General features: G+C 65.5%; 11 protein-coding genes. 2 read left to right on the top strand and 9 right to left on the bottom strand.

Annotated elements, in window-relative coordinates; translation table 11 throughout:
* The first annotated feature begins 66 nt into the window (after nucleotides 1-66).
* Nucleotides 67-3384: a maltose alpha-D-glucosyltransferase gene (treS, locus tag P5705_RS19085; RefSeq protein ID WP_277462517.1), complete on the top strand. Its 3318-nt coding sequence runs from the start codon at nucleotides 67-69 to the stop codon at nucleotides 3382-3384.
* Nucleotides 3385-3543: 159 nt separating this feature from the next.
* Nucleotides 3544-5754: a 1,4-alpha-glucan branching protein GlgB gene (gene glgB, locus P5705_RS19080; protein WP_277462516.1), complete on the top strand. Its 2211-nt coding sequence runs from the start codon at nucleotides 3544-3546 to the stop codon at nucleotides 5752-5754.
* A gap of 89 nt (nucleotides 5755-5843) precedes the next feature.
* On the opposite strand, the gene P5705_RS19075 is transcribed toward glgB, so the two are convergent.
* The 9 genes from P5705_RS19075 to ppnN all read right to left on the bottom strand — a co-directional run bounded on the left by P5705_RS19075 (nucleotide 5844) and on the right by ppnN (nucleotide 21318).
* Nucleotides 5844-6890 carry a hypothetical protein gene (locus tag P5705_RS19075; RefSeq protein ID WP_277462515.1) on the bottom strand — a complete coding sequence of 349 codons (1047 nt, stop codon included), beginning with the start codon at nucleotides 6888-6890 and terminating at the stop codon, nucleotides 5844-5846.
* A 288-nt stretch (nucleotides 6891-7178) separates the two neighbouring features.
* A complete protein-coding gene (locus P5705_RS19070) occupies nucleotides 7179-8255 on the bottom strand; it encodes an autotransporter outer membrane beta-barrel domain-containing protein (RefSeq protein ID WP_277462512.1) in 1077 nt (358 codons plus the stop codon).
* A gap of 565 nt (nucleotides 8256-8820) precedes the next feature.
* Nucleotides 8821-10974: a glycogen debranching protein GlgX gene (gene glgX / locus P5705_RS19065; RefSeq protein ID WP_431196963.1), complete on the bottom strand. Its 2154-nt coding sequence runs from the start codon at nucleotides 10972-10974 to the stop codon at nucleotides 8821-8823.
* Nucleotides 10975-11094: 120 nt separating this feature from the next.
* Nucleotides 11095-11334, bottom strand: a complete 240-nt coding sequence (locus tag P5705_RS19060; protein ID WP_277462511.1) for a DUF2934 domain-containing protein — start codon at nucleotides 11332-11334, stop codon at nucleotides 11095-11097.
* A gap of 20 nt (nucleotides 11335-11354) precedes the next feature.
* On the bottom strand, nucleotides 11355-14129 hold the full coding sequence (locus P5705_RS19055) for a malto-oligosyltrehalose synthase (RefSeq protein ID WP_277462510.1): 2775 nt from the start codon (nucleotides 14127-14129) through the stop codon (nucleotides 11355-11357).
* Nucleotides 14126-16195 (bottom strand): 4-alpha-glucanotransferase, encoded by a 2070-nt coding sequence (malQ, locus tag P5705_RS19050; protein WP_277462509.1) that lies wholly within the window; start codon nucleotides 16193-16195, stop codon nucleotides 14126-14128. Before malQ ends, P5705_RS19055 begins: the two co-directional genes overlap by 4 nt.
* The gene (gene treZ / locus P5705_RS19045; RefSeq protein ID WP_277462508.1) at nucleotides 16192-17934 is read right to left on the bottom strand and encodes a malto-oligosyltrehalose trehalohydrolase; all 1743 of its coding nucleotides are present in this window, start codon (nucleotides 17932-17934) and stop codon (nucleotides 16192-16194) included. Before treZ ends, malQ begins: the two co-directional genes overlap by 4 nt.
* A gap of 15 nt (nucleotides 17935-17949) precedes the next feature.
* The gene (glgA, locus tag P5705_RS19040) at nucleotides 17950-19509 is read right to left on the bottom strand and encodes a glycogen synthase GlgA (protein ID WP_277462507.1); all 1560 of its coding nucleotides are present in this window, start codon (nucleotides 19507-19509) and stop codon (nucleotides 17950-17952) included.
* Between the two features lie 435 nt (nucleotides 19510-19944).
* Nucleotides 19945-21318 carry a nucleotide 5'-monophosphate nucleosidase PpnN gene (ppnN, locus tag P5705_RS19035; RefSeq protein WP_277462506.1) on the bottom strand — a complete coding sequence of 458 codons (1374 nt, stop codon included), beginning with the start codon at nucleotides 21316-21318 and terminating at the stop codon, nucleotides 19945-19947.
* Nucleotides 21319-21571 lie beyond the last annotated feature (253 nt).

Below are 21571 nucleotides of genomic sequence, written 5' to 3'. Positions count from 1 at the left end.
CCCTTTCGCGGCACAAGGCCGCTCCTACAAGGGGCGTGCCGAACCAGACAAAGCAAGGAGTCGCACATGGCCAAGCGTTCCCGCCCGGCAGCCTTCATCGACGATCCGCTGTGGTACAAGGATGCGGTGATCTACCAGCTGCACGTCAAATCGTTCTTCGATGCGAACAACGACGGCATCGGCGACTTCGCGGGGCTGATCGGCAAGCTCGACTACATCGCCGAACTGGGCGTCAACACCCTCTGGCTGCTGCCGTTCTACCCTTCACCCCGGCGCGACGACGGCTACGACATCGCCGAGTACAAGGCCGTGCACCCGGACTACGGCAGCATGGCCGACGCCAGGCGCTTCATTGCCGAGGCCCACAAACGCGGCCTGCGGGTGATCACCGAACTGGTCATCAACCACACCTCCGACCAGCACCCCTGGTTCCACAAGGCCCGCCACGCCAAGCGCGGCAGCAAGGCCCGGGACTTCTACGTGTGGTCCGACGACGACCAGAAATACGACGGCACGCGGATCATCTTCCTCGACACCGAGAAGTCCAACTGGACCTGGGACCCGGTCGCCGGCCAGTACTTCTGGCACCGCTTCTACTCGCACCAGCCGGACCTCAACTTCGACAACCCGCACGTGATGAAGGCGGTGATCGACGTGATGCGCTTCTGGCTCGACATCGGTGTCGACGGCCTGCGCCTGGACGCCATTCCCTACCTGATCGAGCGCGACGGCACCAACAACGAAAACCTCCCCGAGACCCATGTGGTGCTCAAGGCGATCCGCGCCGAGATCGACGCCAACTACCCCGACCGCATGCTGCTGGCCGAGGCCAACCAGTGGCCGGAGGACACCCGGCCGTACTTCGGCGAAGGTGACGGCGACGAATGCCACATGGCCTTCCACTTCCCGCTGATGCCGCGGATGTACATGGCCCTGGCCATGGAGGACCGCTTCCCGATCACCGACATCCTGCGCCAGACCCCGGACATCCCGGCCAACTGCCAATGGGCGATCTTCCTGCGCAACCACGATGAACTGACCCTGGAGATGGTCACCGACCGCGAGCGCGACTACCTGTGGAACTACTACGCCGAAGACCGCCGCGCGCGCATCAACCTCGGCATTCGCCGGCGCCTGGCGCCACTGCTGCAACGCGACCGTCGGCGCATCGAGCTGCTCACCAGCCTGCTGCTGTCGATGCCCGGTACCCCGACCCTGTACTACGGCGACGAACTGGGCATGGGCGACAACATCTACCTGGGCGACCGCGATGGCGTGCGCACCCCCATGCAATGGTCGCCGGACCGTAACGGCGGGTTCTCCCGGGCCGACCCGCAGCGCCTGGTGCTGCCGCCGATCATGGACCCGCTGTACGGCTACCAGACCATCAACGTCGAGGCCCAGGCCCACGATCCCCACTCGCTGCTCAACTGGAACCGCCGCCTGCTGGCGGTGCGCAGCCAGCAAAAGGCCTTTGGCCGGGGCAGCATGAGGATGCTCAGCCCGAGCAACCGGCGCATCCTCGCCTACCTGCGCGAGTACACCGACGCCAACGGCAACAACGAGATCGTGCTGTGCGTGGCCAATGTCTCGCGCACCGCCCAGGCGGCGGAGCTGGAGTTGTCGCAGTACGCCGACAGGGTTCCGGTGGAGATGCTCGGCGGCAGTGCCTTCCCGCCCATCGGCCAGTTGCCGTTCCTGCTCACCTTGCCGCCCTACGGCTTCTACTGGTTCCTGCTGGCGCCCCACGACCGCATGCCCAGCTGGCATATCGAGCCCAGCGAAGGGTTGCCCGAACTGACCACCCTGGTGCTGCGCAAGCGCCTGGAGGAACTGCTCGAAGCGCCTTCGCGCGACGCCCTGGAGCAATCGATCCTGCCGCAGTACTTGCCCAAGCGGCGCTGGTTCGCCGGCAAGGAAGGGCCGATCGACCAGGTGCGCTTGCACTATGGCGTGCGCTTCGCCACGGCCACCTTGCCGACGCTGCTCGCGGAGCTTGAGGTGCGCAGCGCGGGGGCGGTCAGCCATTACCAGTTGCCGTTCGGCCTGCTGCCAGAGGAGCAGATCAATGCCGCGCCACCCCAGCAGTTGGCGCTGTCGCGGGTGCGCCGCGGGCGGCAGGTGGGCCTGATTACCGATGCCTTCGTGCTGGAGCCTTTTGTCCGTGCGGTGCTGCAGGCCTGCCAGGGAAACACCCGGCAGCCCTGTGGTGATGGCTTGGGCGAGCTGCGCTTCACCGGCACGCCACAACTGGCCGCACTGGGCCTCGATGACGAAAGCGAAGTGCGGTACCTCAGCGCCGAGCAGTCCAACAGTTCGGTGGTGGTGGGCGGCAGCCTGGTGCTCAAGTTGCTCCGCCGGGTCAATCCGGGCATTCACCCGGAACTGGAAATGAGCGCCTACCTCACCGCTGCGGGCTTTGCCAACATCTCGCCCTTGCTGGGCTGGGTCAGCCGGGTGGACGCTGCGGGCGAGCCGCACCTGCTGATGATCGCCCAGGGTTACCTGAGCAACCAGGGTGATGCCTGGGGCTGGACCCAGAACACCCTGGAGCGGGCGATCCGCGACCAGATGGAACCCGCCACCGGCGAGGCCGACGCGCACCCCGATGCCCTGGCCGAGCTCACCGGTTTCGCCGCCTTGCTCGGCCAGCGCCTGGGCGAGATGCACCTGTTGCTGGCCGCGCCGACCGAGGATCCGGCCTTCCAGCCACGGGCAAGCGATGAACAGGACAGCCAGCGCTGGAGCCACCAGATCAGCGCCGAGCTCAACCATGCCCTCGACCTGCTGGCCGAGCACCGCGCCGTGCTGGACGGCGACAGCCAGGCCCTGGTCGATGAACTGCTGCAACAACGCGAAGGCCTTGCCCAGCACATCGACAACCTCGCACGACTAGCCCAGGGCGGTGTGCTGATGCGCGTGCATGGCGACTTGCACCTGGGCCAGGTGCTGGTGGTGCAGGGCGATGCCTACCTGATCGATTTCGAGGGCGAGCCGTCGCGCCCGCTGGAGCAGCGCCGCGCTCGGCACAGCCCGTACAAGGATGTCAGCGGCGTGTTGCGCTCCTTCGACTATGCTGCTGCGATGATCCTGCGCAGCGCCTCGGCGGTCGACCTTTCCGACGCGGCGCGCCAGGCCCGTCAGCGGGTCGCCCGGCAGTACCTGCACCAGTCGCGCCATGCCTTCGTCGAAGCCTATGGCCTGGCCACCGCGGCCATGCCCCATGCCTGGCAGCAGGCGGAAGGGGAGCGCGCGGCACTGGAGCTGTTCTGCCTGGAGAAGGCCGTTTACGAAATCACCTATGAAGCCGAGAACCGGCCGGGCTGGCTGGCCGTGCCTTTGCATGGGCTGCATGGGCTGATCGGTACCTGGGGGGAGAGGTGAAATTCCCAAGGCCGTGCGCAATACCTCTGTAGGAGCGGCTTCAGCCGCGATGAAGGCAGCGCGGTGTCTGGCACCCGCTTTGCGGGTGATCGCGGCTGAAGCCGCTCCTACAGGGGGATGGCGGGGCATTTTTTTGAACCTATGAAAAGGGGCAGTGAGATGAATGCAACCACGCGTGACAACGGCGGCCTTCGGCAACGGGACCTGGATGCCCTGGCCCGCGCCGAGCACGCCGACCCGTTCGCCGTACTCGGCCCGCACTCCGATGGTGCGGGCGGTCAGTTGATCCGTGCCTTCCTGCCCAACGCCCTGAGCGTGCGCGTGCTGGCGCGCCACGACGAGCGCGTGCTCGTCGACATGCAACAGGCCAGCCTGCCGGGGCTGTACACCGCGCACCTGGACCAAGCGATCCCCTACCTGCTGCAGATCGGCTGGGCCGGTGGCGAGCAGCTCACCGAGGACCCCTACAGCTTCGGTCCGCAGTTGGGCGACATGGACATGTACCTGTTCTCCGAAGGCAACCACCGCGACCTGTCCGGGCGCTTCGGCGCCCAGCCAATCCAGGTCGATGGCATCGACGGCGTGTGTTTCTCGGTGTGGGCACCCAATGCCCGGCGGGTGTCGGTGGTCGGCGACTTCAACAACTGGGATGGCCGCCGCCACCTCATGCGCCTGCGTCACAGCGCTGGGGTGTGGGAGCTGTTCGTACCCCGGCTCGGCGTGGGGGAAACCTACAAGTTCGAAGTGCTCGGCCAGGACGGTGTGCTGCCACTGAAGGCCGATCCCCTGGCCCGCGCCACCGAACTGCCGCCCAGCACCGCGTCGAAGGTGGCCGGGGCGCTGGCCCACGATTGGCGCGATCATGGCTGGATGGAGCAGCGTGCCCAGCGTCACGCCTACAGCGCGCCGCTGTCGATCTACGAGCTGCATGCCGGCTCCTGGCGCTGCGAGCTGGACGATGCCGGCGAGGTCGCGCGCTTCTACAACTGGCGCGAGCTGGCCGACCGACTTGTCCCCTATGTCCAGGAACTGGGCTTCACCCACATCGAGCTGATGCCGATCATGGAGCACCCCTTCGGCGGCTCCTGGGGCTACCAGCCGCTGTCGCTGTTCGCGCCCACCTCGCGCTACGGCAGCGCCGAGGATTTCGCCGCCTTTGTCGACGCCTGCCACCAGGGCGGAATCGGGGTGATCCTCGACTGGGTGCCGGCGCATTTCCCCACCGACGAGCATGGCCTGGCGCGTTTCGACGGCACTGCGCTGTACGAGTACGAAAATCCGCTGGAAGGCTTCCATCAGGACTGGAACACACTGATCTACAACCTTGGCCGCAACGAAGTGCGTGGCTTCATGCTGGCTTCGGCGCTGCACTGGCTCAAGCACTTCCACATCGACGGCCTGCGCGTCGACGCGGTGGCATCGATGTTGTACCGCGACTACTCGCGCAAGGCCGGCGAATGGGTGCCCAACCGCCACGGCGGGCGCGAGAACCTCGAGGCCATCGACTTCATCCGCCACCTCAACAGCGTCGCCGCCCATGAAGCGCCGGGCGCGCTGATCATCGCCGAGGAGTCCACCGCCTGGCCCGGCGTCAGCCAGCCGGTGCAGCAGGGCGGGCTGGGGTTCGCCTACAAGTGGAACATGGGCTGGATGCACGACACGTTGCACTACATCCAGAACGACCCGATTCACCGCACCTACCATCACAACGAGATGAGCTTCGGGCTGATCTACGCGTATTCCGAGCATTTCATCCTGCCCATCTCCCACGACGAGGTGGTGCACGGCAAGCATTCGCTGATCGACAAGATGCCCGGCGACCGCTGGCAGAAGTTCGCCAACCTGCGGGCGTACCTGACCTTCATGTGGATGCATCCGGGCAAGAAGCTGTTGTTCATGGGCTGCGAGTTCGGCCAGTGGCGCGAATGGAACCACGACCAGCAGCTGGACTGGTACCTGCTGCAGTACTCCGAGCACCAAGGGGTGCAGAAGCTGGTCGCCGACCTTAATCGCCTGTATCGCGAACTGCCCGCGCTGCACGAGCAGGACTGCCAGCCCCAAGGCTTCCAGTGGTTGATCGGCGACGATGCCGCCAACAGCGTGTATGCCTGGCTGCGCTGGAGCAGCCAGGGCGAGCCGTTGCTGGTGGTGGCCAACTTCACCCCGGTGCCGCGCGAGGGCTACCGCATCGGCGTGCCGTTTGGCGAACAGTGGGTGGAACTGCTCAACAGCGACGCCGAGCTGTATGCCGGATCGAACGTCGGCAACCTCGGGGCGGTGGCGACGGAGGCTAGCGCTAGCCATGACCAGCCTTTGTCGCTGGCGCTGAACCTGCCGCCGTTGGGGGTGTTGGTGATGAGGCCGGCGTGAGGCACTTCGCCGGCAACCCGACGCCTACGTGATACGCGTAGGCGTTGGTCTTTGTTGTGTAGCGGATGAAGTGCTATGAGGACGGCGCATCAAGTTCCCTGCCGACGTACGCTGACCTCCAATGCAATTGTGCCATTGCAGACAACACCTTTGTTGTAGAAGTTTGCGTTTTGAGTAATGCCATTTCGCACCTCAGCGAAAGACTTCTGTTTTAATCCTGGTTCGAATTTGATTTTCTGGAGGGTGACGGTAACTTTGTAGTTGCCGCTGCTGGTGGTCTTTGAATCCTCCAGTTTGACGTCTTCGGCTTTGTTTTCCAAGTCCAAGTCAGCTAGTTTCTTGAGTGAATCATTGAAGATCGCATTGGCGAGATCGTAGGGCTCTTCGCCACGATCACCAGCGGGCGAGAAATCTCTAAGGTCTTCGTATTCTAAAAAATTTTCGAGTGACTCAACTAATGATTGAGGAGTGACTTTGGTTGCTGGTGAGTGTGCCTGGTTATCCCAGTGTGTATTCTGGTAGGGATTGGGAAATTGAGCATGTAGATAATCTCCGAGGAATTGCCGTAGTGGCTTTGGTAAATCCAAGTTGAAAAGAGATAGAGATTGAAGGTAATCCTCTCGTGCTTCGGCTTTGGAGCATTGGTCAAAAAAATTCTGCAACGCCGACTTTTGTGTGTGTGAGGGGTTTACTAACAGCTGCATGAGCTCGTCGTCTGCATATACTGAAAATTTAACGAAGGTTGCGGGGTACTTAAGCGGCGTGCTGGTATCGTCTGATTCGTTGTCATCAAAATATTGTTTGTGTCTATAAATTGGCTGGGGGTGATAAGTATGGTCGCAATTGTAAGTTGGTTTGGTAGGGTCATAGTTCTCAAGCGATAAATGAGGGAAGACTGCTGCCCGGTAGTAGCTGAGGAAGTGTGAGATTGTTTTCGAGATTGAGCTGCTGATTAAAAAGGATCCGTCTTTTTCCAGCTCGGCTTTCAGAACATGTCCTGGGTCATGATAGGGGATGGCTGATCTGATTCTTATGTAGTTGTCTTGCCGTTCTCTCTCATTAGCGTATTTCGAGAATAAGATGTTTTTGAGATTTTCGAATAGGGTGACTTCAGGTGCTTGTGCGTCGCTGGTCATGATACGGTCCTTTGCAGTTTTAGTAGTTCCCTGGAGAGGGGCTTCTGCAAGGTGGCACGTCATGGAAAACCTCACAACTGTCATATTTACTAGGTCTAGACCACCGTGAGCGAACTTAAATACGTTTGGTATGAAACATGGGTTCTAGATAGCTGATGCTGCTAAGGATGGTCTCCTTGACGCTGAATTTGCCGCCGTTGGGCGTTCTGGTAATGAAACCGGCGTGATCGGTTCTTCTTTTGTAGGCGCGGCCTCGTGTCGCGCCTATCGGGGTGCTGGTCGTCAGCGCTACCAGCGCATCCTGACGCCCAGGCTGCCAATCAGCCCATTCAGATCATTGTCATCCACATCACTGCTGTAGTCGGCGCTGACAAACAACGCCACATTGGGCGTGACCCGCGCCACCAGCCCCAACCCCAGTTCCACCGTGGTGGCGCTGCGCGAGCTGGAGATCTTGTCCACCTGGTCCAGCTTCACCGCGTCGGAGTTGCCGAAGTCGTGCCAGACGTTGGTGCGCACATAGGGTTCGATGGGCATGCCACTGACTTCGTAGCGCGCCGACAGCTTGGCACCGACCCGGCCGCTCCAGGTGGGCTGGCTGTCGAAGGCTTGCAGGGTTTCTTCCTGGGCCTGGCTGCCGGGGAAGAACTGCTGGTTGATCAACTGCGCCTGGGGTTCGATCACCCAGCCACCGCCCAGGCCGATGGGGTAGCCGCCTTCCACCGAGAAGGTCATCGCATGGCCGCTGTCATCGACCCGTTCGCCGGCCTGGGAACGACCGTTGACGTCGATGCGCGTGCCCATGGCCACCGCGTCCACGTGCCAGCCCTGCTCGTGGGTCATGCTCCAGTACACGCCCAGGCTCTCGCCGCTGAGGTTGACCGCGTCGCGCTGCTTGTCACCGAGCAGGGGGCGCATGCCGTTGAAGCTGCTCTGCAGGTTGTTGTGCCCCATGAAGATCCCCGCGCGGTGCACGCTGCCGTCACTGGCCTCGCGCACGAACAGGTCCGGGCCGATCATCAGTTGCTGGCTGGGGGCTTCCAGTTGCGCCGGCGCCTGGGCGCCGATGCGCGGGGCGCCGGGGAAGAACTGCGCCCACTGGCTGGCGATGGTATCCGGCATGGCCTGGCCGTGGCGCTCGCCCATGCGCTCGGAGAAGGCGTTGAGCAAGCCCTGGTTGAGGCCGCTGGCGTTCATGGGGTCCAGGGATAGTCGCGGCACCTCGGGCTGTTGCAGAAAGCGGGCGAAGGGCTCGCCTTCCTGCGCTTCGAAAGCGAAGGTTTCCAACGGGGTTGCCAGAAGCAGCGACGTGGAAACCGCGTAGAAAAAGACATCGAAACGCGAGGGATTCGAGGTGCTTTTCATGGCGGATCTCCTGTTGAGGGTTGAGGGACAGCGCGTGGGGCAACCGCAGAGCAGGCCTTATGTCACGTGCTGTACGTCAAAAACAGGGCGACCCAAGCCAGCGCGCCAGCCTCGAAGGGCGCGCACGAAGGCGCGAGCTAGAGGCCCGGCACGAGTTTTTACGTCTGCTGATTACTGTTCAGCTAAGGAGAGGACGGGGCTTGCGTCAAGAAATCGTGAGTGGCGTGGTAAAGGTTCGTTTATCAATGCAACTGTTTGATTTTCGGCATGTTTGAAGTTGGTATATCGATAATGGTGATTTGCCGTTGCCGCGCTATGCCGAATCGTTGCTAGTGTCGGTGTTTTTCAGGTGTTCAACGGTAGAGTTGCATCGTCTATGAGATCGAGCGCCGCCCGCGCGGCGCATCGCGGATGAATCCGCTCCTACATCTGTTGCAACGTGCAGGCCATGGTTGGCACAAGGCTTGAGGCCTGTAGGAGCGGATTCATCCGCGATGCGCCGCGAAGGCGGCGCTCGATCTCCGGGGCGCTGCAAGGCCATCGCCAGGCACCTGGCGGCCACCACTCATTCCTCCTCACGCTGCAACGCCATCAACAGCAACGACCGCCCCTTGACCTCGAACACCGTCTCGAACTGCAGGTGCTGCGGCTTGCGCATCTCCGGCCGGTCGGTGTCCACCAGGCAGCTCCAGTAGTCGCCCTCCGGCACTGTCGGTAGCTTGAATGGCACCACGTCGTGGTAGGCGTTGACGATCAACAGCAGCGTCGCCTCGGCGCCGGGCCGGGCGATGCCGCTGACCTGGGCGCGGCCGTCCATCAGCATGCCCAGGCAGCGCCCGTGCGGGTCTTCCCACTGCTCGACGGTCATCTCATCGCCGTCGGGGGCGAGCCAGGTCACGTCCTTGACCCCGATCGCCTCGTTGTAGTCGCCGACCAGGAAGCGCGAGCGGCGCAGGATCGGGTAGGCCAGGCGCAGCCGGGTCAGGCGCTTGACGAAGGCCAGCAGTTCCTTGCCATCCTGGTCCAGTTCCCAGTTCACCCAGCCGATCTCGCTGTCCTGGCAGTAGGCGTTGTTGTTGCCGTGCTGGGTGCGGCTGAACTCGTCGCCGGCGACGATCATCGGCGTGCCCTGGGCCAGCAGGAGGGTGGCGAAGAAGTTGCGCATCTGGCGCACGCGCAGGGCGTTGACCTGCGGGTCGTCCGTGGGGCCTTCCACGCCGCAGTTCCACGACAGGTTGTTGTGGGTGCCGTCCTGGTTGTTCTCGTCGTTGTCCTCGTTGTGTTTCTCGTTGTACGAGACCAGGTCGCGCAGGGTGAAACCATCGTGGGCGGTGACGAAATTGACCGAGGCGTAGGGGCGCCGGCCGCGGTTGTTGAACAGGTCGCCCGAGGCGGTCATGCGCGCGGCGAAGTCGGCGAGCATGCCTTCGTCGCCCTTCCAGAAACCGCGCACGGTGTCGCGGAAGCGGTCGTTCCACTCCGCCCAGCCGGGGGCGAAGTTGCCCACCTGGTAGCCGCCGGGGCCGCAGTCCCAGGGTTCGGCGATCAGCTTGACCTGGCTGAGCATCGGGTCCTGGCGGCAGGCGACGAGGAAGCCGTGGCGCTCGCTGTAGCCGTCGTGGTAGCGCCCGAGGATGGTCGCCAGGTCGAAGCGGAAACCGTCCACGTGCATTTCGCCGGCCCAGTAGCGCAGCGAGTCGGTGACCAGTTGCAGCACGCAGGGGTGGCTCAGGTCGAGGGTGTTCCCCGTGCCGGAGTCGTTGATGTAGAAGCGCTTGTCGTCGGGCATCAGGCGGTAGTACGAGGCGTTGTCGATGCCACGCATCGACAGCGTCGGGCCGCGCTCGTTGCCTTCGGCGGTGTGGTTGTAGACCACGTCGAGGATCACTTCGAGCCCGGCGTCGTGCAGGTGCGCGACCATCTCCTTGAACTCGGCGATCTTGCCGCTGGCCAGGTAGCGCGGGTGGGGGGCGAAGAAGGCGATGCTGTTGTAGCCCCAGTAGTTGTTCAGGCCCTTGTCCAGCAGGTGCTGGTCGTTGACGAAGGCGTGGATCGGCAGCAGCTCGATGCTCGACACCCCCAGTGCCTTGATATGCCCGAGCAGTTCGTCGTTGGCAAGGCCGGCGAAGGTGCCGCGCAAGTCCTCTGGTACCGCGGGGTGGCGCATGCTGATGCCGCGGGTGTGGGCCTCGTAGAGGATCGTGCGCTCCCAGGGGATCAGCACGCGCTGGTCGCGGCCCCAGGTGAAGGCCGGGTCGATCACCTTGCACTTGGGCACGAAGGGCGCGCTGTCGCGCTCATCGAATGACAGGTCGCCGTCGGGGTGGCCGATGGTGTAGCCGAACAGTGCCTCGGACCATTTCAGCGTGCCCACCAGTTGCTTGGCGTAGGGGTCGATCAGCAGCTTGTTGGGGTTGAAGCGATGGCCGTTGGCCGGATCGTACGGGCCGTGCACGCGGTAGCCGTAGACCAGGCCAGGATGGGCGTCCGGCAGGTAGCCGTGGTAGATCTCGTCGGTGTACTCGGGCAGCTCGATGCGCTCGAGCTCGTGTTCTCCGGTGGCGTCGAACAGGCACAGTTCGACCTTGCTGGCATTGGCCGAGAACAGGGCGAAGTTGACCCCCAGGCCGTCCCAGGTGGCACCGAGCGGGAAGGGCAGGCCTTCGCGGATGCGCGACGGGGCGACGGAGCGGGTTTTCTTCAGGGCGCGGGGGCTCATGGCAGTCCTCAAGGTGCGGGGGAATGCTTGGGTGGCAATGCTGGCCTCTTCGCGGGTAAACCCGCTCCTGCAGGAGAGCATGTGGGAGCGGGTTTACCCGCGAAGAGGCCGGTGCAGGTGTCAGCCCGCCGCGGGCTTTTTCACCGCCCGAGGCTTCTTGGCGACAGTGGGCTTCTCCACTGGCGTCGCCCTGGGCTTGGCCACCGCCTTCTTGCGCGGCGCGGCTTTAGGCGCCAACGACTCGGCCTCGGCGAGCTTGCGCGCCATGTCCCAATGGCGGTCCTCCTGGCCGGCCGGCTTACCCTCCGACTCCCAGATTTGATAGGCGAATTCGCGAATACGTTTTTCATCGACACTCATCACGACGCTCCTGAATGCAGTTAGGCATGATCAATCAACACATTGACCGGAAACTCCGCCAGCACGGTGCTCAACAACAACTCCCTTGAAGGGGTGACCGCGGCACCGGCGAAAAGTCCCGAACAGTTGGCAGGCGACAAGGCGAACGGCAAGGTCAGCCGGGTATCGTCCCAGTTCTGCGCCGGGATCAAGGGGGTCGGGGCGTTGCCCAGCAGGGCGCTGGCCAGCCTCGGTACGACGATGACGGCGCGTTCGCCCTCGCCCAGGCGGGCGAAGGCGAGCACCTGGTCAGCGTGACGCCCGCGCACGGTGAGCGGCAGGTAGGCGCCACGCTGGAACAGCTCGGGGTGGGCCTGCCGGCAATCCAGTACCCGCGCGAGCAACGCTTGCTTGATGCGCCCATCGCGCCAGTGGGCGAGCAGTTCGGCCGACGTCGCGCTGTCGTCCAGGCTGGCCCGCCTTGCCGCGTAGTCCACCGGGCGGCGGTTGTCCGGGTCGACCAGCGACAGGTCCCAGTACTCGTTGCCCTGGTACAGGTCGGGCACGCCGGGGGTGGTCATGCGTAGCAGGCACTGGGCCAGGCCATTGAGGGCGCCGGGGCAATCGAGGCGGCGCGCGGCGTCGTGCAGGGACTGGCGCAGTTGCTGGTTCTCGTCGTCCAGCAACAGGCCGTCGACATACTCGGCGCAGGCCTGTTCATAGGCTTCGTTGGGCGCCGCCCAGCTGCTGCGCAACTTGGCTTCGCGCAGCGCCTTGCATTGCCACTGACGAATGCGTTCGGCATAGGCGCGCAGGGCCACGGCATCGTGCAGGTCAAGGTCCAGTGGCCAACTGCCGAGCAGGGTCTGGTACAGCATCAGCTCATCGCCCGGGCTGGGCGCGACGCCATCTTCCAACGCCGTGCGCAAGGGTGTGGCCAGTTCGTGCCAATGCTCGAAGCGGCTGGCCAGCCAGGGCCCACGCTCGCTGAGCAGCGCCAGGCGGGCGCGGCAGTCCTCGCCACGCTTGTGGTCATGGGTGGCGGTGGCCAGCAGGTTGTCGGGGAAGTCGCGCAGGCGCCGTTGCGCCTCGTTGTGGAACCAGGCGGGATCGGCGCTGAAGCGTTCGGCGTCGAAACCGACATCGTTGCGCGACAGCAGGCGGCCGGAGCGGTAGAAGGCGGTGTCCTCCACCGCCTTGGCGGCGCTCGGCGCGGTCAATTGCTGAAAGCGTACGCAGGCGTGGCGCCGGTGCTTGCGTGCTCGGCCAGGCGGCAGCTGGCGCCAGGGCTGTCCGCCGAGCCACTGCTCCAGGTGATCGAGCAACGGCCAGTCGGCTTCACCCAGTGACCGGCGTGCGCCGGCCAGTGCCTGCTGGAAGCATGCTTCGTCCTCGCTGGGGCGGCCCCCGGCATGGATGTAGGTGCGGTACACCGGATAGTGCTCGACCAGTGCTTGCAATGCGCGACGGATGGCCCCCAGGGTGAGGTCGCGGGTCATCAGGTCGTCGCGGGCCACCTGTAGCAGGGCCTGGGCCACCGACTCGCAGTCGCCGGCCAGGCTGGCGTTGAGCACCAGGTGGCGGGCCTCGCGCACTTCGTCCGGGAAGTCGGGGCGTTCGCTGACATCGCGCCACAGGTCGCCCAAGGGGGCTTCGCCGGCAGGGTCGTGCTGCAGCAGCGATACCTGGTTCATGAATTCGTAGCCGGTGGTGCCATCGGTGAGCCAGTCACGGTGCAGGTGTTCGTCCGTGCCGAGAATCTTCTCCACGTAGATCGGGAAGTGCTCGATGGCGGCCTGCACAGGGCGGCGCGCCAACAACCGCTCTACGCGCCGTCGCAGGTTGCGGCAGTAGCGGCGTGGCTCGGCGAGGCCGTCGATATGGTCGATGCGCAGGCCATCCACCAGCCCCCGCTCGATCAGCTCGAACAACTTGGCGTGGGTCGCCTCGAACACTTCCGGGCGTTCCACCCGCAGGCCACCCAGTTCATTGATGTCGAAGAAGCGCCGCCAGTTGATGTCGTCGGCGGCGGTGCGCCAGCTGGCCAGGCGGTAGACCTGGCGTTCGAGCAGCAGGTGCAGGCGCTTGAAGCCCGCCGCGTCGCAGCTGTCGAAGGCGGCGAGGGCGCCCTCGAGGCGCGCTCCGGCAGTGGCCAGGCGTGCCAGCTCGCGGTGCAGGGGCAAGGCGTCGGCCAGCGGCTCGACGGCTTCGTGCAGGGCGCTGAAACGCTGGGCCAGGGCGTGCAGGCGAGGGTCCTCGGCCTGGCCGAGGATGCGCCCGTAGTCCAGCGGGCAGATCGGGAAACGGTGTTGATGATGGGCGACCTCGAACAGGCCCTGGTCCGCGTCGAAGGTCAGCGGGATCTCACCGTCGCGCAAGGCCACGCCGTAGTCGCTGCCGAGGAAGGGCAGCAGCAGTTGCCCGGCCAGCAGCGGGTCGCTGGAGTGCCACTGGATATCGAAGAAACTCGCGTACGGGCTGCGCCGCCCCCAGGCCAGCAGGCTCTGCCACCAGGGGTTGTCGGCGCCGCCCACGGCCATGTGGTTGGACACCGTGTCGAGGATCAGCCCCATCCCGTGCTGGCGCAGGGCGGCCACCAGGCGCTCCAGCGCCGCCTCGCCACCCAGCTCCGGGTTGACCCGGGTCGGGTCGACCACGTCATAGCCGTGGCGTGAGCCTGTGCGCGCGGTGAGGATCGGCGAGGCGTAGACATGGCTGATGCCGAGCCGGGCGAAATAAGGCACCAGCGGCACCGCGTCATCGAGGGTGAAGTCGCTGTGCAGTTGCAGGCGCAGGGTCGCGGTCAGCGCTTTCACCGGTCACGCTCCCAGGCCTGCTCGCGGGCCTGGGCCAGCAGCTCCAGGCGGCGGGCGGCGTCCTCGTCGTCGAGCAGGTCGCGCACGGGTGTCCTGAAGTGTCGCCGCCAGTTGGGGTGGCCTTCGGTGGTGCCGGGCAGGTTGGGTTGTTCGTCGCAGCCCAGCAGGTCCTCCAGGGGCACCAGCACCAGCGGGGCGCGGGTGTGCCCGACGTAGCGGATCGCGGCGTCGATCAGCGCGCTGTCGTCCGCTTGCGGGCCGTAGTTCTGTTCCAGGGTGCGACGCAAGCCGTCGCGCTCCAGCGCCCGGGTATGCCGCCAGTGCAACTCGGTGGCGGCCTCGATCAGCTTCAGGCGGTGGCTCCAGTCGATATCGCGGCCCGCCAGCCAGCCGGCCAGGGGCGCGAGGTCATGGGTGCCGGTGGTGGCCAGGGCGTTGTCGGGCCAGTCGAGGATCGGCGTGAAATGCCCAGGCGAGGCTTGTTCGAAGGGGAGTACGCGCATGCCCAGCACGGCCTTGTCAGCCAGGCGTTCACGCAGGCCTTCGGGCACAGTGCCGAGGTCTTCGCCGAGGATAATCGCCTGGTGGCGTACCGACTCCAGGGCCAGCAGGCGCAGCAGGTCGTCCAGTGGGTACTCCAGGTAGGCGCCCTCGCTGGGCTTGGCGCCACGGGGGACCAGCCACAACCGGCGCAGGCCCATCACATGGTCGATACGCAGGCCGCCGGCATGGGCCAGGTTGGCCCGCAGCATCTCGATGAAGGCGCGGAAGCCGTTGCGCCTGAGGCCTTCGGGCGAGAACGCGCAGATGCCCCAATCCTGCCCGGCGCGGTTGAGAATATCCGGGGGCGCGCCGACCTTGAGGTCGGCCAGCAGCTCGTCCTGGCGGCTCCAGGCCTGGCTGCCGGCACCGTCGGCGCCCACCGCCAGGTCGGCGATCAGGCCGATGGCCATGCCGTTGCCGCGCGCGGCGTCCTGGGCCCGTTGCAGGCTGCGTTCGGTCAGCCACTGGCAGAAGGCATGGAACTCCACGCGGGCGGGGTAGGCATGGGCGAAGGCTTCGACTTCCGGGTGGTAGGGGTCGTGCCAGGCCGCCGGCCAGGTGCGCCAGTCGGCGCCCAGGCCGTGTTCCAGGGCGTGGGCCTGCAGCACTTCGAAGCGGCAGTGGTGCTCGAGCTTTTCACCGCCGCCGGCGCGGAAACCGTCGAAATCTTCGCGCAGCGGGTGATCGCCCTGGCTGAAGTCGTGGTAGAGCGCCTCGAGCAGGCGCAGGCGGGCGTCGGCGGCCCGTGGCCAGTCGACCAGCGGGCGCTGCTCCAGGTCTTCGAGCGTCTGTTCCAGGCCGCAGGCCTCGATCGCCATGCGCACGGCGCGCTCGCCCAGCAGGGCGGCGGGGCTGGCGTACAGGGTGTTGAGCAGCAGGCGGCTGGAGGGCGAGTAGGGGCTGTAGTGCTGCTGGTCGACGATCGACAACGCATGGATCGGGCTGATCGCCAGGGCATCGGCGCCGCGTTCGGCGGCGCTGCGTGCCAGCTGCTCCAGGGCCAGGCAGTCGCCATGGCCGCCATCGCCGGGGCGACGCAGGCTGTACAACTGCACCGCCAGGCCCCAGCAGCGGGGCGGTGTTTGCTGCACGCGGTCCTGCAGGGCATGGCAGCGCGCGGGCGCCACCGCCACGGTGAAAGTTCGGCCGTCGATGTCCAGCTGGTGGTAACCCAGCGGCAGTTCGCCCGGCAGGCGGGCCTGGGTGTCCAGTTGCAAGGTGCGTGGCGTACCGTCTTCGAGGATGCATCGCGCGGTGCTTGCGGCACTGAAGTAGCGTTGCAGGTCGAGCGGCTGGCCGCTGTCGACGGTCAGCAACGGTGGCAGGTGTTCGCTGTCCTCGGCCTGCTCGACGGCGCGCAGGCTGGCGTCGATCGCCGCGCGGTCGTGGGCCGGGTGACCCAGGCCTTGCAGCACTTGGCGCAATACGTCGTCGCTCACCTGCTGCGGACGGTTGTTGGCGTCGATCCAGTCGCGGGCCAGGCCCACCCGGGCGGCCAGGCGATGGAGGGGTTGCTCGCTCATGGCGTCTCCTGGTCGGGGGGCAGCAGGCTGACCACGCAACTGTGCGCGGCCAACGTCGAGTCGGGATGGGCGTTGTCGCTGCTGTCGTACAAGCGCCGCTCCAGGGGCGGCAGCTGTGCCGGTTGCGGCTGCGCGTCGAGGTTGAGGTCGATGCGCAGCACGTGGCCATCACCCAGGCGCCAGCGGGCGGTCAGTGCCTTGTCGCCCAGCACGTCGGCGCCCAGGGCGCGGGTGCCGGGCAGGCGCGGGATGATGTGGCGCCTGCGCAGGTCGAGCAGTTGCTGATACAGGCCGTGCCAGCCAGCCAGCACTTCCTTGTGGTGCAGCCTGGAGGTGTCGAAGGTGGTTTCGGCATTGGGATCGGGGATGAGCTCGCGCTGCCGCAGGTCGGTGAAGGCGCTGAAATGGGCGAACTCACCGCGCCGGCCTTCGCGCACGGCATCGGCCAGTTCGTCATGGAAGTCGGTGAAGAACAGGAACGGCTCGCGGCTACCCTCGTCGTCACCCATGAACAGCAGCGGGATCATTGGCGCCAGCAGCAACAACGCGGTGGCGGCGCGCAAGGCCTGTGGCGGGCACAGGCGGCTCAAGCGTTCGCCCAGGGCGCGGTTGCCAACCTGGTCATGGTTCTGCAGGAACAGCACGAACGCAGTGGGCGCCAGGTGCCCGCTGGGCTCGCCCCGTGGCACGCCATGGCGATCGGACTGGCCCTGGAATGCGAAACCCTCGACAAGGCAGCGGGCCAATTGTTCGATGGGGCGTTTCGCGTAGTCGGCGTAGTAGCCCTCTGTTTCACCGGTCAGCAGCACATGCAGGGCATTGTGGCCGTCGTCGTTCCACTGGGCGTCGAAGCCTTGCTGCAGCAGCGAGGCCTGGTTGTGTTCGTTTTCCAGCACCAACCAGACTTGCCGCCCCGGCTCGACGGCGGCGCGCACCCGCTGTGCCAGCTCGACCAGGAAGTCCGGCTGGTCGATGGCGTGCACGGCATCCAGGCGCAGCCCGTCGCAGCGGTAGTCGCACAGCCACATCAGCGCATTCTGGATGAAGTACTCGCGCACCTCCGGCCGGCGGAAGTCGATGGCCGCGCCCCAGGGCGTCTGCCGGTCGTCGCGAAAGAACGGGCTGGCATAGTGGTGCAGGTAGTTGCCGTCGGGCCCGAAGTGGTTGTAGACCACGTCCACCAGCACCATCAGGCCGTGGCCATGGGCACTGTCGACCAGGTCGAAAAGCTCCCGTGGCGTGCCATAGCTGTGTTGAGGCGCGAAGGGCAGCACACCGTCATAACCCCAGTTGCGCTCGCCCGGGAACTGCCCCAGGGGCATCAGCTCGATGGCGCTGATGCCGAGCGCAGCCAGGCGTGGCAATACCTCGGCGACACCGGGATAACCGCCGAGCAGGCCGACGTGCAACTCCTGGATCACGGCCTCATGCCAGGGCCGGCCCTGCCATGGGTGTTGCCAGGCGTAGCCGCTCAGGTCCACCAGCGCGCTGGGGCCCTGTACGCCTTCGGGCTGGTAGCGCGAGGCCGGGTCGGCCACCTGCAGCTCATCGTCGATCTGAAAGTGATAACGCTCACCCGCCTGGCAGGCGGTGACCACGCTGTACCCGCCATCGCCCTCGGCCTGCAGTTCGACGGGCGGTCGTTGCCCGATCACCACGCTCACGCTGCGCGCATCCGGTGCCCAGAGGGCGAAGCGCGCCGACGTGGCGTCCAGCAACTGTGCGCCATGCCTGTGCATCGTGCGCTCCCTGTCTCAGTAGTGGGCGAAGTGCGCCTGCTTGACCAGGTCCTCGTACAAACGGGCGTAGGGTTCCACGGCCTGGCACCAGTTGAAGGGTTGGGTCATCGACAGGCAGCGCATGGCGTTGAGCAGGTGCTTCTTGCCGTACACATAGAAGGCGCGTTCAAGGGCCTCGCGGTAGCTGTCGACGGTCGAGTCGTCGAACAGGAAACCGGTCACGCCGTTCTCGATGGTGTCGGCCAGCCCGCCGGTGTTGCGCGCCACCGGCAGCGAGCCGAAGCGCTGGGCGTACATCTGGCTCAGGCCGCAGGGCTCGTAGCGCGAGGGCATCAGCAGGAAGTCGGAACCGGCGAACATGCGCCGGGCGTCGGTCTCGTTGAAACCGATGCGCACGCCGATGCGGCCCGGGTGGCGCAGGGCGAGTTCGCGCATGGCCTGTTCTTCTTCCGGCTCGCCTCGGCCGATGATCGCCAGCTGGCCGCCTTGCTCGACGATGGCGTCGGCCACGCCCAGGGTCAGGTCCAGGCCTTTCTGGTAGACCAGCCGCGACACCACCGCGAACAACGGCCCTTCGGACGGTTCCAGCGCGAACAGCTCGCGCACCTGCTGGGCGTTGCGCGCCTTGCCGGCCCAGTCGTTGATGCTGAAGTTGTGGTGCAGGTGCTGGTCGGTGGCCGAGTCCCAGCTCTCGTCGATGCCGTTGGGGATGCCGCCGAGCAGGCCTTGCTGGGCCTTGCTGGCGAGGAAACCGTCCAGCCCGCAGCCGAACTCGGGCGTGGTGATCTCCCGGGCATAGGTGGCGCTGACCGTGGTGATGTGGCTGGAATAGGCAAGCCCCGCCTTGAGGAACGACAGCTTGCCGTAGAACTCCATGCCTTCCTGCTGCATGGCGTGGTCCGGGATCGCCAGCTCCGGGCTGCAGCCACGGCTGTACACGCCCTGGTAGGCGAGGTTGTGGATGGTGAACAGGGTCGGTGTGCTCAGGCCGCGCCAGTGCATGTAGGCCGGGGCCAGGCCAGCCGGCCAGTCGTGGGCGTGCACCAGGTCCGGGCGCCAGTGGGCCATGCCTTCGCCGGCGGCGATCTCGGCCGCGGCCAGGCCCAGGCGGGCGAAGCGGATATGGTTGTCCGGCCAGTCGCGGCCATTGTTGGCGCCGTAGGGGGTGCCGTCGCGCTGGTACAGCTCGGGGCAGATCAGCACGTAGATCACCAGGCCGTCGGCCAGGTCCATGCGCCCGATCTTGCACGGTGGCAGCGCGGCATGGCCGCCCAGCTCGCCGACGATATGGATGGGGTTGTCGCTTTCGACCACCTGGCGGTAGCCGGGGATCAGCACGCGAACATCGTGCAGGTGCGCCAGGGCCCGGGGCAGGGCCGCGGAGACATCGCCCAGGCCGCCGGTCTTGACCAGGTCGGCGATCTCCGAGGTGACGAACAGGATCTTGCGCTTGTTCGGGTTGTGCTGGCGCTGGGCGCCAGGTGCCTTGGCTGTCGGAGCGAAATCCGCAGTGAGCGGTTCGCGGTTGTCCGGGTTGAATGCGTCTACGTGAGGTTCGACAGCGGCACTGATCATACTTCTCTCCGTCCCATGTGCATTTCAGGTGCGTGGCGTTGGCGCGTTCTGGTTCTCTCTGGTTTGGTCACTGCATCTTCGTAGTGCGATCCTTGCCCCAAAGCTGTGCGCGCAAGCGCGACACGTGCGGCATTCCGGCCGAAAGGCGCGTGGACTGGCTGGGGTGGGTTGGCCTGGCGTGAGGAAGTCCCTTTGCGTTGGCCTACTTAGTTCCTGACCTGCCCGTATTTCGGAAAGTTCGACTTTTTTACGTCACTTTTTCCGAGCAATTCGCGGGCCGAAACTGGAGTGTAGGAGACGAACGGGCATTAAAGTGACCCGCTGGTCATTTTTATTGCGGTGTTTTTTTGCGCAAACGTTGGCGAGATGTCACGGCATGTGACTGATGGTGCGGGGCGGGATGGAGGAGGGGCCGCGATGCGGCCCCGGGGTGTCTCAAGTCACGACCTGGTAGCACGGCACATAGGCCGCGCCACCTGGCAGCTTCATCCGGTGCTGGTCGACAAACGCCTGCAGCAGGCGCCCCAGCGGGTCGAGGATCGCCGCGTCACCGCGGATCTGGTAAGGGCCGTATTCTTCGATCAGGCGGATGCCCTTGTCCTTGACGTTGCCAGCGACGATGCCGGAGAACGCCCGGCGCAGGTTGGCCGCCAGTTCGTGGGGCGGCAGGTCGCGGCGCAGGGCCAGCGCGGCCATGTTCTCGTGGGTCGGGTCGAACGGATGCTGGAAGCCTTCGGCGATCTTCAGCAGCCAGTTGAAATGGAAGGCATCGTTGCGCTCGCGGCGGAACTGCTTGACCTCCTTCAACCCCTCGACCATGTGGCGGGCCACTTCGGCCGGGTCGTCGATGATGATCTGGTAGTGGCGCTGGGCGGCTTCGCCCAAGGTTGCGCCGACGAAGGCGTGCAGTTGCTGCAGGAACGGCTCGGCGCTGCGCGGGCCGGTGAGGACCACCGGGAATGGCAGGTCCTGGTTGTCCGGGTGCATGAGGATGCCGAGCAGGTAGAGGAATTCCTCGGCGGTGCCGGCGCCGCCGGGGAAGATGATGATGCCGTGGCCGACACGGACGAAGGCCTCCAGGCGCTTCTCGATGTCCGGCAGGATCACCAGCTCGTTGACGATCGGGTTGGGTGCCTCGGCGGCGATGATGCCCGGCTCGGTCAAACCGAGGTAGCGGCTGCCGTGCATGCGCTGCTTGGCGTGGGCGATGGTGGCGCCCTTCATCGGGCCTTTCATCACGCCCGGGCCGCACCCGGTGCAGACGTCCAGCTTGCGCAGGCCCAGCTCGTGGCCGACCTTCTTGGTGTACTGGTATTCCTCGCTGCTGATCGAGTGGCCGCCCCAGCACACCACCATCTTCGGTTCCACGCCCGGGCGCAGGGTGCGGGCGTTGCGCAGCAGGTGGAAGACATAGTCGGTGAGGCCCTGGGAGCTTTCCAGGTCGATGCGCTGGCTGGCCAGCTCGCTTTCGGTGTAGACGATGTCGCGCAGGGCGCTGAACAGCATTTCCCGGGTGCTGGCGATCATCTCGCCATCGACGAAGGCATCGGCCGGCGCGTTGAGCAGTTCAAGGCGCACGCCGCGGTCCTGTTGGTGGATGCGCACCTCGAAGTCCTTGTAGGCCTCGAGGATGGTCTTGGCGTTGTCGACATGGGCGCCGGTGTTGAGGATGGCCAGGGCGCACTGGCGGAAGAGGGTGTAGAGGCTGCCGGTACCGACTTCGCTCAGTTGCTGGACTTCACGTTGCGACAGCGTCTCCAGGCTGCCCTTGGGGCTGACGGAGGCGTTGATGACATTGCGTTGGGGCATGTAAGTCTTTCCTGTGCGGGTAAAACATCCTTCTTGGACAACACCATACAAGCAAATGTGCGTGGCAACGAGGGGGCTTGTGAAAACCCGGCAGCTGGTGGGGCACCTGTAGGAGCGGCCTTGTGCCGCGAAAGGGCTGCAGGGCAGCCCCAACAATCATTGCAGCGCCGCCGATATCCGGGGGGTCGCGCTGCGACCCTTTCGCGGCACAAAGCCGCTTGTGTCTTGATGGGGGATTAGAATCTGGAGTGAG

The organism is Pseudomonas entomophila (assembly GCF_029478665.1).
Lineage (GTDB): Bacteria > Pseudomonadota > Gammaproteobacteria > Pseudomonadales > Pseudomonadaceae > Aquipseudomonas > Aquipseudomonas entomophila_F.
The sequence above is the reverse complement of the archived record's forward strand: the minus strand, read 5'-3'. Positions and strand labels throughout refer to the sequence as shown.

What these genes read in the sequence shown, in the direction of transcription:
- treS (WP_277462517.1), top strand. Translation starts at nt 67, where the DNA reads ATGGCCAAGCGTTCCCGCCCGGCAGCCTTCATCGACGATCCGCTGTGG.
- glgB (WP_277462516.1), top strand. Translation starts at nt 3,544, where the DNA reads ATGAATGCAACCACGCGTGACAACGGCGGCCTTCGGCAACGGGACCTG.
- P5705_RS19075 (WP_277462515.1), bottom strand. Translation starts at nt 6,890, where the DNA reads ATGACCAGCGACGCACAAGCACCTGAAGTCACCCTATTCGAAAATCTC.
- P5705_RS19070 (WP_277462512.1), bottom strand. Translation starts at nt 8,255, where the DNA reads ATGAAAAGCACCTCGAATCCCTCGCGTTTCGATGTCTTTTTCTACGCG.
- glgX (WP_431196963.1), bottom strand. Translation starts at nt 10,974, where the DNA reads ATGAGCCCCCGCGCCCTGAAGAAAACCCGCTCCGTCGCCCCGTCGCGC.
- P5705_RS19060 (WP_277462511.1), bottom strand. Translation starts at nt 11,334, where the DNA reads ATGAGTGTCGATGAAAAACGTATTCGCGAATTCGCCTATCAAATCTGG.
- malQ (WP_277462509.1), bottom strand. Translation starts at nt 16,195, where the DNA reads ATGAGCGAGCAACCCCTCCATCGCCTGGCCGCCCGGGTGGGCCTGGCC.
- treZ (WP_277462508.1), bottom strand. Translation starts at nt 17,934, where the DNA reads ATGCACAGGCATGGCGCACAGTTGCTGGACGCCACGTCGGCGCGCTTC.
- glgA (WP_277462507.1), bottom strand. Translation starts at nt 19,509, where the DNA reads ATGATCAGTGCCGCTGTCGAACCTCACGTAGACGCATTCAACCCGGAC.
- ppnN (WP_277462506.1), bottom strand. Translation starts at nt 21,318, where the DNA reads ATGCCCCAACGCAATGTCATCAACGCCTCCGTCAGCCCCAAGGGCAGC.